Below are 16,582 nucleotides of genomic sequence, written 5' to 3'. Positions count from 1 at the left end.
CAGGAGGCTGAAATGAAGCACAGAAAAGGACGGGTTGAAGGCGAAATCTTGCGGGAACTGACTAAGATCATCCGCAAGAACATTCGCGATCCCCGGGTCAGCAACGTGACTTTTACCGCCGTGGAGTGCAGCAATGATTTTTCATACGCGACTGTCTACTACAGTCTGCTGACTGAAGATGAACAGGCGCAAAAGGAAGCGGAAGCCGGCTTGGAAAAGGCTAAGGGAACCATGCGACACTTGCTCGGCCAGAGCTTGACCATGTACAAGGTTCCGGAACTGATTTTCAAGCGGGACCAGTCCGTGATCTACGGCAGCAAGATCGACCGTTTGCTTGCTGACTTGAAGAAGCAGGAACAAGATCGCCAAAACTAGTAAAAAGCGCCTTCGGGCGCTTTTTTTCGTTTATAGAAGAGGAGAAAAAGATGTTCAATGGAATTATCGTAATCGACAAGGCAGCAGGGATGACTAGCGGGGATGTGGTTTATAAGCTGCGCCGACTCTTAAAGCAAAAAAAGATCGGCCATGCCGGAACTCTGGACCCGGAAGTCACCGGAGTTTTGCCAATTGCTTTGGGTCAGGCAACCAAACTTATCGAGCTGATGCATGAGCGGCCAAAGGCTTATGTTGGTGAAGGGATGCTGGGCCTGGCCACGGACTCTTATGACCTGGAGGGGAAGATTTTGGCGGAAAGAGCCTTGTCTCAGCCAGTCAGTGACCAGGCTATCAAAGCAGCAATGGAAAAGTTTACCGGGGAAATCGTCCAGCAGCCGCCGATTTATTCTGCCGTCAGGGTAAATGGCAAGCGGCTCTACGAATACGCCAGAGAAGGGATCCCAGTTGAGCGGCCCAAGCGGACTGTCCAGGTTTTCCGCTACGACTTGACGGCGCCAAGTCAGTTCGACCCAGAGAAGGGCCGGCAGACTTTTACTTATGAAGTTGAATGCTCTAAGGGGACCTATGTCCGCAGCCTGGTTAACGACTTAGGCGAAGAACTGGGCCTGCCGGCAGTGATGACCAAACTGCGGCGGACGGCCAGTTCTGGTTACAAGCTACAAGACGCGGTTACTTTGGAAGAACTGGCGGATAATTTGAACCACGCTAAAGATTATATTCAGCCAATCGACAGCTTTTTCGCTGACTACCAGCAAGTTGATTTAGATGCCGACTTATGGCAGCAGGTTAAAAACGGGGCCTGGATCAAACTCCCTCTTAATGCAGACAAGGTCGCTTTGCGGTATAATAAAACAGTTAAAGCGATTTACCGGGCCAAGGGACAAGGTCTTTACTGTCCGGACTTAATGCTTTTAAGTAATGAGTAATTGAGGGATTAAGTTTGAAAGTGATAAATCTAAGCTATCCGTTCAAGAAAGAGCTGACGGCCGGCAAGGTTGTGCTGGCCCTGGGCTTTTTTGATGGAGTTCATATCGGCCACCAGAAGTTGATCAAGGAAGCCAAGATAATTGCAGTTGAGAAGGATCTACCATTGATGGTGCTGACCTTTGACCGCCACCCCAAGGAGGTCTATGCCGGAGTTAAGGACTTTGAGTACTTGAACACACCGGAGGAAAAGGCCTACGAAATGTCCAAGATCGGGGTCGACTACCTGGTGATTCTCAAGTTTACGCCGGAGTTCAGCCACCTGGCTCCCCAGGCATTCGTTGATGAGATCATCATGGGCCTGAAAGCAGACACGGTGGTAGCCGGCTTTGACTACAGCTACGGCCCAAAGGACGTGGCCAATATGGAAAATCTGCCGGCCTTTGCCAAGGGCCGCTTTGACATCAAGGTGGTTCCAAAGCAGATCTTTGCCGGGAAAAAAATCGGTTCAACTGAAATCCGCCAGGCTGTTAAAAGCGGCAATCTCCGCTTGGCCACAGAACTTCTGGGCCACCCGTATTTGACTAGTGGCAAGGTCGTCCACGGCTTCAGAAACGGCCACAAGCTGGGCTTCCCAACCGCGAATTTGGAGCTGGACTGGCCAAAAGTTTTGCCGAAAATCGGAGTCTACGCGACCATGACCCAAGTAGGGGACAGATGGTACCAGTCAATGACCAGTGTCGGCTACAATGTCACTTTCAATGATGAGAAGAAGATTTACATCGAATCCAACATCTTTGATTTTGACCAGGACATTTACGGCCAGCAAATCACCATCGCCTGGTACAAATACTTGCGCGGGGAAGAAAAGTTTGCCGACATGGCGGCTTTAAGCGAGCAGCTGAAGCTGGACCAAGTAGCTAGTGAAAACTATTTTAGTTCACTGATTGAGCAGTAATAAGAACGGCCTTTTAAGCAAGACCGTTTTTTTGCGGGATTTTTTAGCATTCTCCTTGACTAACTGCTAATTTCTTGCTAATCTATGCCATGTTAGCACATGAAAGTTGTGAGTGCTAAAAGTGAGGACGATGTTATGTTATGTTGACCGAACGTCAAGAACTTATTCTAAAGACAATTATTCAAGACTTTACCAAGACGCATGAGCCGGTTGGCTCAAAGACAGTCATGAATCAATTACCGATTAAAGTGTCCAGCGCGACAATCCGCAACGAGATGGCGGTTCTGGAAGAGCATAGCTTGATTGAAAAGACCCACTCCTCCAGTGGCCGGATGCCATCGACTGAGGGCTATCGCTATTACCTGGACAATTTGGTGCAGCCGCTGCAACTGCCGGAAGAAATGTACAATCAAATTGGCTACCAGTTTGACCAGCCGTTCAACCAAGTGGACGAAATTATCAAGGAAGCCGCCAAGATCCTGTCAGACTTGACTGACTACACGGCCTTTGCAGAAGGGCCGGAAGCCAAGAATGTCAGCGTCACTGGCTTCAGAATCGTGCCCCTGGCTCCCCGGCAGGTCATGGCTATTCTGGTAACCAGCGATGGCAGCGTCAAGAACCAGATCTACGCCTTGCCGCGGCACATCTCAGGGGATGAAATTGAACAGGTGGTTCGCTTGATCAATGACCAGCTGGTTGGCAAGAATTTAAGCGAAATCAACAAGCAGACCTTTGATCAGCTGTCCAGCAGCCAGATCGTGGGCAAGAATGCCCCGGAATTTCTGGAATTTCTGGAAGCTGTCATTAAGGACGCGGAAAGCGAGCAGATGTATGTTGACGGTCAGCTGAACCTGCTCAACAATACTGAAATCAGCGATTTAAAAGCTATCAAGTCGCTATATGAACTGATCAATTCCAGCTCTCTGGCTGGAGAACTGATCGAGCTGAGCGACAGTCCTAGCCATTACCCTGTCCATGTCCGCTTAGGAGCGGAACTAGAGAACGACCTGCTGAAGGATTTCAGCCTGGTAACGGCTGAATATAGCGTTGGCCGCTACGGGCGGGGGACGATCTCCCTACTGGGGCCGAGACACATGCCTTACTCGGAAATGATCGGATTGATGGAATACTTCCGCCAGGAACTGGCCCGCAAGTTGTTAGATTACTATGGCAGATTTAAATAAGGAGGTTTGTCGTGAGCAAAGAAGAATTTCCAATTGAGAAAGATTTGCCGCAAGAAGACCAGGAAAAGCAAGCCAAGTCAGCTGAAGCTGACAAGGCCGGCGTAAAAGATGACAAAAAGGTAAAAGATGACAAAGAAGAAGCAGCCAAGCCAGCTGATGTAGAACTGGATCAGCTCAAGGCTGAAGTTGCCGCTTTGACCCAGAAGAACAAGGATCTGGAAGACAAGTACTTGCGCAGCCAAGCTGAGATTCAAAACGCCCAGCGCCGCTACAGCAAGGAAAGAGCCAACCTGGTCAAGTACGAGTCCCAACGTCTGGGCAAGGATATCCTGTCCAGCGTGGACAACTTGGAAAGGGCTCTGCAGGTCAAGGCCGACGACGAGGCTTCCAGACAGCTGAAGAAGGGGATCGAAATGACCCTGGAAGGCCTGGTCAGAGCCTTGAAGGACAACGGCATTGAAGAAATCAAGGCTGACGGCGAAAAGTTTGATCCGACATTGCACCAGGCGGTCCAAAGCGTACCAGCTGAAAATGATGATCAAAAAGGCCATGTCGTTCAGGTCTTGCAAAAGGGTTACGTCTACAAGGATCGTGTCCTGCGGCCAGCCATGGTTGTCGTTGCCCAGTAAGGCAATTTTTTAACAAAGCAATAAACAAGCAAAAATAAATCAAAGGAGATAAAAAGACAATGTCTAAAGTTATTGGGATTGACTTAGGTACCACCAACTCAGTAGTTGCAGTTTTGGAAGGCAAGGAACCAAAGATTATTACCAACCCGGAAGGCGCTAGAACTACCCCTTCAGTAGTTGCCTTCAAAGACGGCGAAATTCAAGTCGGTGAAATTGCCAAGCGGCAAGCCATCACCAACCCGAACACCATTGTTTCCATCAAGCGACACATGGGCGAAAGTGACTACAAGGTTAAGGTTGGCGACAAGGCTTACACCCCACAGGAAATTTCAGCCATGATCCTGCAATACATCAAGAAGTTCTCAGAAGACTACCTTGGTGAACCAGTTACTGACGCGGTTATCACTGTTCCAGCCTACTTCAACGACGCGCAACGGCAAGCAACCAAGGACGCCGGCAAGATCGCGGGCTTGAACGTGCAACGGATCATCAACGAACCAACTGCTTCAGCCCTGGCCTACGGCTTGGACAAGGATGAAGACGACGAAACTGTTCTGGTTTACGACCTTGGTGGTGGTACTTTCGACGTTTCCGTCCTGCAATTAGGTGACGGCGTCTTCCAAGTTCTGTCAACCAACGGTGACACTCACCTGGGTGGGGATGACTTTGACAACAAGATCATCGACTGGCTGGTTGATGGTTTCAAGCAAGAAAACGGCGTTGACTTGTCCAAGGACAAGATGGCAATGCAACGTTTGAAGGACGCGGCTGAAAAGGCCAAGAAGGACTTGTCAGGCGTATCTTCAACCCACATCTCCCTTCCATTTATCTCTGCTGGTGAAGCAGGTCCTCTGCACTTGGAAGCAGACCTTACCCGGGCTAAGTTCAACGAACTGACTGACGACTTAGTGCAAAGAACCAAGATCCCATTTGACAACGCCCTGCGTGACGCTGGCCTGTCAGTTGGCGACATCGACAAGGTTATCTTGAACGGTGGTTCAACCCGGATTCCAGCAATTCAAGAAGCTGTAAAGCAATGGGCCGGCAAGGAACCAGACCACTCAATCAACCCAGACGAAGCCGTTGCTTTGGGTGCCGCAATCCAAGGCGGGGTTATCTCCGGTGACGTTAAGGACATCGTTTTGCTTGACGTTACTCCGCTTTCCCTGGGTATCGAAACCATGGGCGGGGTCTTCACCAAGCTGATCGACAGAAACACCACTATCCCAACTTCCAAGAGCCAAATCTTCTCAACTGCCGCTGACAACCAATCAGCTGTTGACATCCACGTTTTGCAAGGTGAACGGCCAATGGCAGCTGACAACAAGACTTTGGGCCGCTTCCAACTGACTGACATTCCAGCTGCTCCACGTGGCGTGCCACAAATCCAAGTTACCTTCGACATCGACAAGAACGGTATCGTTAACGTTTCAGCCAAGGACATGGGGACTGGCAAGGAACAAAAGATCACCATCCAATCAGCTTCCGGCCTGTCAGACGAAGAAATCGAAAGAATGAAGAAGGAAGCTGAAGAACACGCTGAAGAAGATGCCAAGAAGAAGGAAGAAGTTGACCTCAGAAACGAAGTTGACGGCTTGATCTTCCAAACCGAAAAGACTTTGAAGGAAGTTGACGGTAAACTCGCAGACAGCGACATTCAACCAGTTAAGGATGCCCTGGAAGACCTGAAGAAGGCCCAAAAGGACAACAACCTGGACGAAATGAAGGAAAAGAAGGACGCTTTGAGCAAGGTTGCCCAAGACCTGGCTGTCAAGCTCTACCAGCAAAACGCCCAAAACCAGCAAGGTCAAGGCGGTCAAGCAGGCCCAACTGACGATGGTTCAAATGGCGCAAACGGCGACACGGTTGACGGCGACTTCACCAAGGTAGACCCAGACAAGTAAAGCGACTATAATCAAACAAAAGGAGAAGAACTGCTTGATGTAGTTCTTCTCCTTTGTTAGTAAAAGGAGCAATAATAAACAAATGGCAGCAAACCGTGACTATTATGACGTCTTAGGCGTGAGCCGGGATGCCAGTGACGCAGAAATCAGCAAGGCCTACCGGAAGTTGGCCAAGAAGTATCACCCGGACTTAAACCACGAAGCAGGGGCAGAAGAAAAGTACAAGGAAGTCAACGAAGCTTACGAAGTGCTGCATGACCCGCAGAAGCGGCAGCAGTATGACCAATTTGGCCAGGCTGGCATGAACGGCCAGGGCGGCTTTGGCGGCCAGTATGGGGGCCAGGGCTTTGGCGGAGCTGATTTTGGTGACTTTGGTGACATTTTTAGCAGCTTCTTTGGCGGCGGTGCCCGCCAGCAGGTAGACCCGACCGCTCCGCAGCGGGGGGCTGACCTGGACTACACCATGACGATCGACTTTATGGATGCCATCAAGGGCAAGACCACTGAAATCAGCTACAGCCGGTCAACCACCTGTGAAGTCTGCAAGGGTTCCGGGGCTGAAAAGGGTACCCACCCGATCACCTGCGACAAGTGCGGGGGCAGCGGCATGATGACCATTACGCAAAGAAGCGTTTTGGGCATAATCCAGCGGCAGACGACCTGTGACAAGTGCGGGGGCAGCGGGGTCATCATCCAGCATCCATGCCAGAATTGCCACGGCAAGGGGGTCAAGACCCAGAAGCAGACCCTGCAGGTTAAGGTGCCAGCCGGCATCGACAGCGGCCAGCGGATCCGCCTGGCCGGCCAAGGCGAAGCCGGCAAGAACGGTGGCCCATACGGGGACCTGTACATCGTCTTCCGGGTGCGGCCAAGCAAGGACTTCACCAGACGTGGCCAGACCATCTACACGACCGTGCCGATTTCCTTTGCCCAGGCAACCTTGGGTGACGAGATCAACGTTAAGACAGTTTACGGCGACACGAAACTGAAAATTCCGGCCGGCACCCAGCCAAACCAGAAGTTTACTTTAAAGGGAAAGGGTGTTCCAAGCCTGAGCGGCGGCAGCACTGGTGACCAGGTAACCACGGTTGAGATCGTGATTCCGAAGTCCATCAATGAGGCTCAGCGCAAGGCCCTGCTGGAATTCGTCAAGGCCAGCGGTGGCTCCATTGCCCCTCAGGAAAAAGGCTTCTTTGAACGCTTGAAGGAGAAGCTGAGCTAAATTTTTAAGCAAATTAAGTAGGCAGTCTGCAAGGACTGCCTTTTTTGATAACTGGGAAAAGACAAATGCTTTGTTTTCGGGTATAATTGTTTAGTACTTTAGTAAGGATGCGAGAAAATATATGGACTTAGAAAAATTAAAAGACTACCAAAAGCACATCCGCAATTTTTCAATCGTGGCCCACGTTGACCACGGCAAATCAACGATTGCCGACCGAATTCTGGAACTGACGGACACGGTTTCCAAGCGGCAGCTGAAAAATCAAATGCTGGATGATATGCCCCTTGAACGGCAGCGGGGGATCACCATCAAGATGAACTCGGTGCAGGTCAAGTATCACGCCAATGACGGGGAAGACTACATTTTCCACTTGATCGACACCCCTGGCCACGTCGACTTCTCCTATGAAGTTTCCCGGTCCCTGGCTGCCTGTGAAGGGGCTGTCCTGGTCGTTGACGCCTCCCAGGGTGTCCAGGCCCAGACCCTGTCCAACACTTACCTGGCTTTGGAAAACGACCTGGAAATCCTGCCTGTTTTAAACAAGATCGACCTGCCAAGCGCCGACCCGGACATGGCCAAGAGCGAAATCGGCGACATGCTGGGCTTAGACGCCAGCGACGCCGTGGAAGTTTCCGGCAAGACCGGGGCAGGGATTCCGGAACTTTTGGAAAGAATCGTGACCGACATCCCAGCGCCGACTGGGGACTTGACCAAGCCCCTCAAGGCCTTGATCTTTGACTCCAAGTATGATGACTACCGGGGTGTGGTCATGTCAGTCAGAATTGAAGAAGGCACGGTTAAGCCAGGCGACGAAATCATGATCATGAACACCGGCAAAAAGTATGAAGTAACCGAAGTCGGCGTTTCCAGCCCCCACCCGGTTAAAGAAGACATCTTGATTGCCGGGGACGTTGGCTATATTACTGCCAACATCAAGTCTGTCCGGGAAACCCGGGTCGGGGATACCATCACTAGCGCTGAAAACCCGACGGCAGAAGCTTTGCCAGGCTACCGGCAGATTCCGCCAATGGTCTACTCTGGTATGTATCCAACCGACAACCGGGACTATGACGACTTGAAGGAAGCCCTGCAGAAATTACAGCTTAACGATGCGTCTCTGGAATTTGAGCCGGAAACTTCCCAGGCCCTGGGCTTTGGCTTCCGCTGCGGCTTTTTGGGCCTTTTGCACATGGACGTCGTGCAAGAGCGCTTGGAGCAGGAATTTGACCTGGACCTCATCATGACCGCGCCGTCAGTTGACTACCACGCTATCATGCCTACTGGTGAGGTCAAGCTGATCGACAACCCGGCTGACCTGCCGGATGCCGGTGAATACAAGGAATTGCAAGAGCCTTACGTCAAGGCGGAAATCATGGTGCCAAACGACTTCGTCGGTGCTGTAATGCAGCTGTGTGAAGGCAAACGGGGAGAATTCCAGACCATGGACTACCTGGACAAGTACCGGGTCAACGTGATCTACGAAATGCCCCTGGCAGAAATTATTTACAATTTCTTTGACCAGCTTAAGTCTTCAACCAAGGGCTATGCTTCTTTGGACTATGAAATCATCGGCTACAAGGCCACCAACCTGGTCAAGATCGACATTCTCTTGAACAAGGAACCAATCGATGCCTTGAGCTTCATCGCCCACCGCGAAGAAGCCCGGGACCGGGCCGTCCAGATGTGCAGCCTGTTGAAGAAGCTGATCCCGCGGCAAAACTTCCAAGTCGACATCCAAGGGGCAATCGGGTCCAAGATCATTTCCCGGGCTACGATCAAGCCTTACCGAAAAGACGTTACCTGGAAGATCCACACCGGTGACCCGGACCGGCGGGCCAAGCTTCTGGAGAAGCAGAAGCGGGGCAAGAAGCGGATGAAGTCAGTTGGCCGGGTGGAAGTCCCGCAGGACGCCTTTATGGCAGTATTACGGATGAATGACGATGACATCAACGGCAAGTAAAAATACAAAAGACCACCCAGTCCGCCGCATTATTCTCCGCCTAGTTGCCGTAATCCTCTTTTTGCTGGGCCTGGCTTTGGTCTTTAACCAGCAGATCAGCGCATTTTTGGTCAAGCAGAACCAGACCGCGGCTTTAAAGGGCCTGACCCGGGACCAGGTCGTGCAGAACCAGAAAAAGAAGGGGATGTATGACTTCAAGAAGGTCAAGTCAATTGACTTTGCCCAGACCACCCGCAGCCGGGTCAAGAACACAGCTGGCGCAATTGGGGCAATTTCCATCCCCAGCGTCAAGCTCTACCTGCCAGTTATGCAGGGCCTCTCAGACGCGGCTTTGTCAAAAGGGGGCGGCACCATGCGGGCTGACCAGAAGATGGGCAAGGGGAACTACCCTTTGGCCGGCCACTACATGACCGACCAGGGGGCCCTTTTTTCACCCCTTGAAAGGGTCAAGCTGGGCAGCATGGTCTATTTGACTGATTTAAAGAAGGTCTATGCATACAAGATCTACTACAAGAAGGTGGTTGACCCCAGCGCCGTCTGGCTGGTTGCCAACACCAAGAAGAAGATCGTGACCTTGATCACCTGTGCCGATGGCGGGGTAAACCGCTGGTCTTTAAGAGGGAAGCTGACCGCGGTCAAGCCGGCAAGCAAGCAGAATTTGGAGATGTTTAAACTTCGATGAAATGGCAAGAAAGAACAGCTGATCCTTTGGCCAGTGACCTGGTTGAGGAATTTCAACTTAGCCCATTAACGGCTAAGTTGTTTTCTTTGCGGGGAATTGACAACGAGGAAAAAATCGACTATTGGCTCCACGCCAGTGAAAATGACCTGGCTGATCCCTTTTTGATGCATGACATGGACAAGGCAGTCGGCCGGATCAACCAGGCCCTGGACGAGGGCGAAAAGATCACTATTTACGGGGACTATGACGCTGACGGGATCACCGCCACGGCCATAATGACGGAAATGCTGACCATCATGGGGGCTGATGTTCATTACTTCATTCCTGACCGCTTCAAGGACGGCTATGGGCCAAGTTTAGACCGTTACAAGGATATTGTGGCAGACGGGACGAAATTGATCATCACCGTTGACAATGGGGTAACCGGGATTGAAGAAGTGGCATATGCGCAGTCTCACGGCGTGGACGTGATCGTTACCGACCACCACACCTTCAAGGAGGAAAAGCCTGACGCTTATGCCCTGGTGCACTGCAACTACCCAGGCCAGGCTTATCCTTTTGACGACTATTGCGGGGCCGGGGTAGCTTATACTATTGCCCGGGCAGTCTTAGAAGACACGGCCAGCGAATTTTTGGAACTGGCCATGATCGGGACCATTGGGGACATGGTCAAAGTTTCCGGTGAAGGGCACGTTATCGTTAAGCGGGGCTTGGAGATGCTGAATGAAAGCTCCCGGCCGGGCCTGGAGGCTCTTATCCGCAATGCCGGCCTTACCCCGGGGATGATTGATGAAGAAGACGTCGGCTTTAGCATCGCTCCCCGTTTAAACGCCTGCGGCCGCCTGGCTGATGCCAGCCTGGCCGTAAGGCTGCTTTTGGCGGAAAGCCCGGGCGAGGCCCAGGAATTAGCCGATCAGATTGAAAAGCTGAACAATGAGCGAAAAGACCTGACCCAAGCGACCATGCAGGCGGCTGAGGCTCAAATTAAGAGCCGGGGCTACCAGAAAGACGCGACGTTGACCCTGTATGACCCGGCCTGGCATGAAGGGGTCATGGGCTTAGTCGCCAACAAGATCGTGGAAAAATACCACAAGCCAACCTTGATGCTGACGAAAAACGAGGCCGGCCTGGTCAAGGGGTCTGGCCGGTCCAGCCAGGGCTTCAACTTGTTCAATGCCTTGAAGCCTTTTGAAGGCAAGTCCATCACCCAGTTTGGTGGCCACGACTTTGCCTGCGGCCTGTCGACGACTGAGGAAAATCTGAACCAGCTTAGGCGCGACTTTAACCAAAGCTATAAGGCAGGGGAGAAGGCTCCGGAAAAGGTCCAGGAATATGATGGCACGATCAGTCCATTAGATGTTGATTTGACCAGCGTTTATGACCTGGCCCAGGCCGGGCCTTTTGGCACGGACAACCCCCAGCCGGTCTTTTTGCTTGACAAGCCGCAGATCTCTAACTTCCGCCCTATGCGGAAGGGCTGCAGCTTCATGGTGGGCCCGGTCAGGGCGGTGGACTTTGACCACGGCTTAAACCAAACTGTCCTGCCTTATTTGCAGCAGATGTTGGTTAAGCTTGCTTCTAACACTTTTAAAGGCAAGACCAATGTCCAGTTCCGGATTGTTGACCTGCATTACGGCCAGTCCTTGTACGCGCCATCCGCCCGGATTGTGGACTTTCGCGGGCAGGAGAATTTGCTGGGTTTTGCGGACAAGTATCTCTTATTTGATGAGAAAAATCTCAGCCAGGCCATTAATCATTTTGGCATAACTAAAGAGCAGATTTCCCTGGCCAAGGACAATGAAGACCTCAGCCAGCAGGTCGTGTCAGTTCTTGACGTGCCGGCCAATGAGGCCCAGCTGAACTTTGTCCTGGCCAAGCCTTACCGCCAGCTCTACCTGCGCTTTCAGTTGGACCAGCTGCCAGGGGAGACCCTGCCCAGCCGGCGCAACTTTGGCCTGGTCTGGCAGTACTTTTTAGCCCACCCGGGACTAAAACCGAATGATTACATGCAGGCTGCCGGCCAGCTGGGGATGGATCCGGACAGCATCATGTTTATTTTGAGGGTGTTTTTTACCCTTGATTTTGTTAAAATGGAAGAGGACAGATTGCTCCCTAAACCGAGTCCGACAAAGAAGTCTTTGGACGATTCAGCCTATTACCGGTCAGTGAAAGCAGAATATGCCTTCGCTAACAAATTACGAACAATCTCTTCGGATGAATTAATTCGCTATGCCAGTGGTCTAGCAAATGGAGGATTACAAAATGTCAATTGATTTTAAGAAGTACATTGCCAGCGTCAAAGACTTCCCGAATGAAGGAATCATCTTCCGGGACATTACCCCGATCCTGCAAGACGGTGAAGCCTTCGCGGCAGCTACTCACGAACTTGCTGAATACGCCAAGAGCCGGCAAGCTGACGTGATCGTGGGGCCGGAAGCCCGGGGCTTCCTAGTCGGGACTCCGGTAGCAATCGAACTGGGTATCGGCTTCGTGCCAGCCCGTAAGCCCCACAAGCTGCCACGGGAAGTAGAAGCTGCGGCTTACGACCTGGAATACGGGTCAAACGTCCTGGAAATGCACAAGGACGCGATCAAGCCTGGCCAAAGAGTAGTCATCTGCGATGACTTGATGGCTACGGCCGGCACCCTGCACGCCACTAAGGAATTGATTGAACGCCTGGGCGGGAAGGTTGTCGGGGCAGCCTTTTACATTGAACTGACCGACCTTAAGGGCAGAGAAAAGTTCCCGGACGTGGACATCTTCTCCCTGGTTCAATACACCGGCGCTTAATTTTACGAGCAAGACAGAAAAAACGGCTTTACCGGAAGGTAGAAGCCGTTTTTGTTTGTATTAAAAATAAAAGTAAAACTATTGCAGCCGGTCCAGGTGGTCCAGGTGCTCGGTCATCGCGTCGATGATCTGCACGATGTCCTGGTCGTTGATTGAATAGTAGACAAAAGTGCCTGCTTTGCGTTTCTGCACGAAATCGTATTTTTTCAAAATACCGAGCTGCTTGGAAATTACCGGCTGAGAGACGCCCAGGTGGCCGACGATTGCCGAAACCGGGCTTTCGCCGTGTTTTCTCAGGTAAAAGAGAATATGGATCCGCAGGCTGCTGCCCAAGACCTTGAAAAGGCGGGCCGCCTGGTCGATCTGTTCTTCGTGTGTCATGCGGGTCTCCTTTCCAATTTCCCCCTTGATTATATATCGTTTTTGTAATATAGTGTAGGCAAGTGTAAATATACCAAAAACGATATATAAAAGATTGCGCAGGTAAAAATCATGAAAGACCAAGCATCAAAAAGGTATTTGTGGGTGACTGTCTTCAATGTCATCATTACTGCCGCGGAAATTGCCGGCGGGATTATCTCCGGTTCCCTGGCCCTCTTGTCAGATGCTTTGCATAACTTGAGTGACGTTGTTTCCATCGTGGTTGCCTTTGCGGCTAATTTGATCGCCAAAAGAAGCAAGGACCAGCACAAGACCTTTGGCTACAAGCGGGCCGAAACCCTGGCTGCCTACACCAACGGCCTCTTCTTGCTGGCCATCAGCATCTATCTATTTATTTCAGCCATTAAGCGTTTCAGCAAGCCTGAACCGATTGAAGGGGGCGTCATGTTCATCGTCTCCTTGATCGGCCTGGCCGGCAACTTGATCTCCATGCTGATCCTGGGCAAGGGGAGCAAGGAGAATTTGAATGCCCGGGCCCTCTTTTTGAATATGATGTCGGACACCTTGTCCAGCGTGGCTGTCGTGGTGGGGTCACTCTTAATTTACTACCAAAACTGGACCCTGGTGGACCCGGTCTTAACTATGGCCGCGGCAATTTTCCTCTTGAAAGAAGCTTTTGAAGTCACCAGGGACTCAGCTAACGTCTTGATGGAAGCTAACCCCGACCTGGACCTGGAAGCCATTGAAGAGGCTGGTTTGGCCTTTAAGGAGGTAATACAGCTCCACCACCTGCATGTCTGGCGCTACAGTGATGACACCATCATGCTGGACGCCCACATTGTGGTTGACTCCGGTTTAACTGCCAAGCGGATTGAAGAGCTTGATGAAGAGATTGCTGCTTGTCTGAAGGAAAAGTTTGCCATCAACCACGTTACCCTGCAGGCAGAATGTAGCCGGGGCCTGGACGAGGACCTTTTGTCAACCAACAAGGAAAATTAAGAAAAGCTTAGCTAACTTAAAAAAAGAGAAAATTAGGGTCAAAATGCTTGTCTTCGCAAGGCTTAGGCCTTAGAAGAATTAAAGTTAGCAAAAAATAGCAAGAAAATGAAAATGATTTTAAAAAGGCCTTGCTAACCTTCAGAAAGAGTATTATAGTTACAACTATAAAAACTAGTGATTGAATTTTTAGGAGGTAATATCATGGCAAAAAAAGATCTCGATTGGGCAAATATCGGCTTTGGCTATCATCAAACCGACAAGCGCTACGTGGACTATTTCCACGACGGTGCTTGGGAAGGCGGCAAGCTGACCGACGACCCTAATGTCGTATTGAATGAATGTGCTGAAACCCTGCAATACGCCCAGCAAGTTTTTGAAGGGATGAAGGCCTACACCTGGAAGGACGGATCTGTTGTTGTCTTTAGGCCAGACCAAAACGCGGAACGGATGTACAACTCCGCTAAGCGGATCGAAATGCAGCCTTATCCAAAGGACAAGTTCGTTGAAGCAATCGACCAAGTAGTCAAGGGCAATGTTGACTGGGTACCGCCATACGGTTCAGGCGCGACTCTTTACCTGCGTCCATACGAAATCGGCACTACACCAATCATCGGTGTTGCTCCGGCAACTGACTACATGTTCAGAATCTTTGCAACTCCAGTTGGCCCATACTACAAGGGCGGGGCTACTCCAGTTGCCGTTCAGGTTGCCCAATATGACCGGGCTGCACCTCGCGGGACTGGCCACGTTAAGGCCGCTTTGAACTATGCCATGAGTTTGAAGGCGACTGTCGCTGCCCACCAGGCAGGTTTTGCTGAAAATATGTACCTGGACCCAGCTACCCAAACTTACATTGAAGAAACGGGTGGCTCAAACATTATCTTCATCGACCAAAACAACCACTTGGTCGTTCCTAAGTCAAATTCAATTTTGCCATCAATCACTAGACGCTCCATTGTATACTTGGCTGAACACTACCTCAACTTGACGGTTGAAGAAAGACAAGTCCGTTTCGACGAAGTTCCATCCTTCAAGGAATGTGCTTTGGTCGGCACGGCTGCCGTATTGTCACCAGTTGGCCGCATCGTCAATGGCGACCAGGTCATCGATCTGCCATCAGGCATGGACAAGCCAGGCAAGTTCATGGAAGAACTTTACAACACTTTGACTGGCATCCAAAATGGGGAAGTCGAAGCCCCAGAAGGCTGGATCCACCACGTGATGTAAAAATCATAATTGAGAAGAAGATAAAAAAAGCAGTTTTCGCAACTGCTTTTTTTATTGCTTTGGCCAGGGCCGGAAACTGTTATAATAAAAGCTAGTCAAACTAGCGAGGTGTATGATGAACAAATTTTGGAACCACATTGATCAGAAGTATTTTAAGATTGCCCTCTACTGTCTGGGCACGGTCTTTGCCGGTCTCTTTATCCTGCTTTTAGCCTATGAGTCAACTGGCTTCTGGGTCCGGGTAGGCAAGATTCTGGCAGCAATTGCCCAGCCTTTGACTTACGGCTTAGTTTTAACCTATCTCTTGCTGCCTTTGACCAACTTCTTTGACCGGAAGTTTTCCAAGGGCAGCAGCCGGGGGGCAGTGGCGACGGCCAGCCGGTCAGCCGCAGTGGCCTTGACCCTGCTCTTGCTCTTGCTGGTTATTTTACTGGCCGCGACAGCGGTTTTCGTGACCTTCTCCAAGCAGATGAGCCATTTCAGCCTGGGCAGCTTAGAAAGCCTCTATGACCAACTGAAATCCCAGTACAGCAGCTTTATCAACGAAATCTTAGCCTACCTGCAAAAGCAGGGCTGGTCGACCAGCGGCCTGGTCTCTTATATGCAAAAGGGGGTCGGCCGGGTAACTGGCTTTTTGAGCGACTTCTTCTTCGGGGTGATTTTTGCCATCTACTTCCTCTACGATGGCCAGCAGATCGCGGCATACTGGAAGAGAAACCTGGGCACCCTCTTAAACAAAAAGGTGATCAAGGGAATCAAGCTCTTCTTAGCAGACGCTGACCGGGCCTTCTCCGGCTACATCAGAGGGCAAATTATCGATGCTTTTATCGTTGGCCTTTTAGTTAGCCTGGCCATGCTGATTGCCAAGGTCCCATATGGCCTTTTGATCGGCTTGGTAACTGGGCTGGGTAACCTAATCCCATACTTTGGTCCGATTTTAGGCTATGGGATGGTTATCTTAGCCTGCACCCTCAGCCAGAATATGACAGCTTTGATCGTGGGGATGATTATTCTCCTCTTGATCCAGGCGATTGATGGCAATATTCTTAATCCTAAGCTTTTGTCTTCAGCCATTCACATCCACCCACTGTACGTTATCGCCTGCGTGATTGCCGGCGGGGCCATGGGCGGCTTTGTGGGGATGCTGATTGCCGTCCCGATAGGGGCCTTGCTGAAAACGGAATTCGAGCGCTTGATTGCCTACCGGCAAAAGCAGCTGGAAAAGAGCAAAGAGGCAAGTGAAGAGTAAGCAGAAAGTAGATATAAGAACTAAGTAAAAGGACTCGCTTTTGCGAGTCCTTTTTGTCAGATTAAACAGTCGCCGAT

Annotated in this window: 15 protein-coding genes; 14 read left to right on the top strand and 1 reads right to left on the bottom strand. The window is 50.9% G+C overall.

What is annotated here, in order from left to right:
* Window positions 1-12: 12 nt before the first annotated feature.
* The 11 genes from LJ046_RS07505 (at window position 13) to LJ046_RS07455 (ending at window position 12,649) form a co-directional block, all read left to right on the top strand.
* Window positions 13-375: a ribosome-binding factor A gene (locus LJ046_RS07505; RefSeq protein WP_002876717.1), complete on the top strand. Its 363-nt coding sequence runs from the start codon at window positions 13-15 to the stop codon at window positions 373-375.
* A 50-nt stretch (window positions 376-425) separates the two neighbouring features.
* Window positions 426-1,322, top strand: a complete 897-nt coding sequence (gene truB, locus LJ046_RS07500; protein WP_002876711.1) for a tRNA pseudouridine(55) synthase TruB — start codon at window positions 426-428, stop codon at window positions 1,320-1,322.
* 14 nt (window positions 1,323-1,336) lie between these two features.
* Window positions 1,337-2,278 (top strand): riboflavin biosynthesis protein RibF, encoded by a 942-nt coding sequence (gene ribF, locus LJ046_RS07495; protein WP_002876710.1) that lies wholly within the window; start codon window positions 1,337-1,339, stop codon window positions 2,276-2,278.
* Window positions 2,279-2,418: 140 nt separating this feature from the next.
* On the top strand, window positions 2,419-3,462 hold the full coding sequence (gene hrcA, locus LJ046_RS07490; protein WP_002876708.1) for a heat-inducible transcriptional repressor HrcA: 1,044 nt from the start codon (window positions 2,419-2,421) through the stop codon (window positions 3,460-3,462).
* Between the two features lie 11 nt (window positions 3,463-3,473).
* Window positions 3,474-4,091, top strand: a complete 618-nt coding sequence (gene grpE, locus LJ046_RS07485; protein WP_002876705.1) for a nucleotide exchange factor GrpE — start codon at window positions 3,474-3,476, stop codon at window positions 4,089-4,091.
* A 59-nt stretch (window positions 4,092-4,150) separates the two neighbouring features.
* Window positions 4,151-5,995 carry a molecular chaperone DnaK gene (gene dnaK / locus LJ046_RS07480; protein ID WP_002876703.1) on the top strand — a complete coding sequence of 615 codons (1,845 nt, stop codon included), beginning with the start codon at window positions 4,151-4,153 and terminating at the stop codon, window positions 5,993-5,995.
* Window positions 5,996-6,077: 82 nt separating this feature from the next.
* A complete protein-coding gene (dnaJ, locus tag LJ046_RS07475; protein ID WP_002876700.1) occupies window positions 6,078-7,217 on the top strand; it encodes a molecular chaperone DnaJ in 1,140 nt (379 codons plus the stop codon).
* A 121-nt stretch (window positions 7,218-7,338) separates the two neighbouring features.
* Complete coding sequence (gene lepA / locus LJ046_RS07470) at window positions 7,339-9,177, top strand: translation elongation factor 4 (protein ID WP_002876696.1); 1,839 nt, start codon at window positions 7,339-7,341, stop codon at window positions 9,175-9,177.
* The gene (locus tag LJ046_RS07465) at window positions 9,158-9,859 is read left to right on the top strand and encodes a class A sortase (protein ID WP_002876694.1); all 702 of its coding nucleotides are present in this window, start codon (window positions 9,158-9,160) and stop codon (window positions 9,857-9,859) included. The genes lepA and LJ046_RS07465 overlap by 20 nt, the downstream gene beginning before the upstream one ends.
* Window positions 9,856-12,132 (top strand): single-stranded-DNA-specific exonuclease RecJ, encoded by a 2,277-nt coding sequence (recJ, locus tag LJ046_RS07460; RefSeq protein ID WP_002876688.1) that lies wholly within the window; start codon window positions 9,856-9,858, stop codon window positions 12,130-12,132. Before LJ046_RS07465 ends, recJ begins: the two co-directional genes overlap by 4 nt.
* The gene (locus LJ046_RS07455) at window positions 12,122-12,649 is read left to right on the top strand and encodes an adenine phosphoribosyltransferase (protein ID WP_002876685.1); all 528 of its coding nucleotides are present in this window, start codon (window positions 12,122-12,124) and stop codon (window positions 12,647-12,649) included. Before recJ ends, LJ046_RS07455 begins: the two co-directional genes overlap by 11 nt.
* Window positions 12,650-12,727: 78 nt before the next feature.
* Here the strand turns inward: LJ046_RS07455 and LJ046_RS07450 are convergent, their stop codons facing one another.
* Window positions 12,728-13,030 carry an ArsR/SmtB family transcription factor gene (locus LJ046_RS07450; protein ID WP_002876684.1) on the bottom strand — a complete coding sequence of 101 codons (303 nt, stop codon included), beginning with the start codon at window positions 13,028-13,030 and terminating at the stop codon, window positions 12,728-12,730.
* A 111-nt stretch (window positions 13,031-13,141) separates the two neighbouring features.
* Between LJ046_RS07450 and LJ046_RS07445 the strand changes: the two genes are divergently transcribed.
* The 3 genes from LJ046_RS07445 (at window position 13,142) to LJ046_RS07435 (ending at window position 16,505) form a co-directional block, all read left to right on the top strand.
* On the top strand, window positions 13,142-14,029 hold the full coding sequence (locus tag LJ046_RS07445; protein WP_035176395.1) for a cation diffusion facilitator family transporter: 888 nt from the start codon (window positions 13,142-13,144) through the stop codon (window positions 14,027-14,029).
* A 201-nt stretch (window positions 14,030-14,230) separates the two neighbouring features.
* On the top strand, window positions 14,231-15,256 hold the full coding sequence (locus LJ046_RS07440) for a branched-chain amino acid aminotransferase (RefSeq protein ID WP_002876681.1): 1,026 nt from the start codon (window positions 14,231-14,233) through the stop codon (window positions 15,254-15,256).
* A 115-nt stretch (window positions 15,257-15,371) separates the two neighbouring features.
* Window positions 15,372-16,505, top strand: coding sequence for an AI-2E family transporter (locus LJ046_RS07435; protein ID WP_002876676.1), 1,134 nt, complete (start codon window positions 15,372-15,374; stop codon window positions 16,503-16,505).
* The last annotated feature ends 77 nt before the right edge of the window (window positions 16,506-16,582 follow it).

Origin of the sequence: Lactobacillus delbrueckii subsp. jakobsenii ZN7a-9 = DSM 26046, from assembly GCF_001888925.1 — a bacterium.
GTDB lineage: Bacteria > Bacillota > Bacilli > Lactobacillales > Lactobacillaceae > Lactobacillus > Lactobacillus delbrueckii.
The sequence above is the reverse complement of the archived record's forward strand: the minus strand, read 5'-3'. Positions and strand labels throughout refer to the sequence as shown.

Coding starts and splice junctions, on each gene's coding strand:
- recJ (WP_002876688.1), top strand. CDS start 9,856: ATGAAATGGCAAGAAAGAACAGCTGATCCTTTGGCCAGTGACCTGGTT.
- lepA (WP_002876696.1), top strand. CDS start 7,339: ATGGACTTAGAAAAATTAAAAGACTACCAAAAGCACATCCGCAATTTT.
- LJ046_RS07450 (WP_002876684.1), bottom strand. CDS start 13,030: ATGACACACGAAGAACAGATCGACCAGGCGGCCCGCCTTTTCAAGGTC.
- hrcA (WP_002876708.1), top strand. CDS start 2,419: ATGTTGACCGAACGTCAAGAACTTATTCTAAAGACAATTATTCAAGAC.
- dnaJ (WP_002876700.1), top strand. CDS start 6,078: ATGGCAGCAAACCGTGACTATTATGACGTCTTAGGCGTGAGCCGGGAT.
- LJ046_RS07505 (WP_002876717.1), top strand. CDS start 13: ATGAAGCACAGAAAAGGACGGGTTGAAGGCGAAATCTTGCGGGAACTG.
- LJ046_RS07455 (WP_002876685.1), top strand. CDS start 12,122: ATGTCAATTGATTTTAAGAAGTACATTGCCAGCGTCAAAGACTTCCCG.
- LJ046_RS07435 (WP_002876676.1), top strand. CDS start 15,372: ATGAACAAATTTTGGAACCACATTGATCAGAAGTATTTTAAGATTGCC.
- LJ046_RS07465 (WP_002876694.1), top strand. CDS start 9,158: ATGACATCAACGGCAAGTAAAAATACAAAAGACCACCCAGTCCGCCGC.
- LJ046_RS07440 (WP_002876681.1), top strand. CDS start 14,231: ATGGCAAAAAAAGATCTCGATTGGGCAAATATCGGCTTTGGCTATCAT.
- dnaK (WP_002876703.1), top strand. CDS start 4,151: ATGTCTAAAGTTATTGGGATTGACTTAGGTACCACCAACTCAGTAGTT.
- LJ046_RS07445 (WP_035176395.1), top strand. CDS start 13,142: ATGAAAGACCAAGCATCAAAAAGGTATTTGTGGGTGACTGTCTTCAAT.
- truB (WP_002876711.1), top strand. CDS start 426: ATGTTCAATGGAATTATCGTAATCGACAAGGCAGCAGGGATGACTAGC.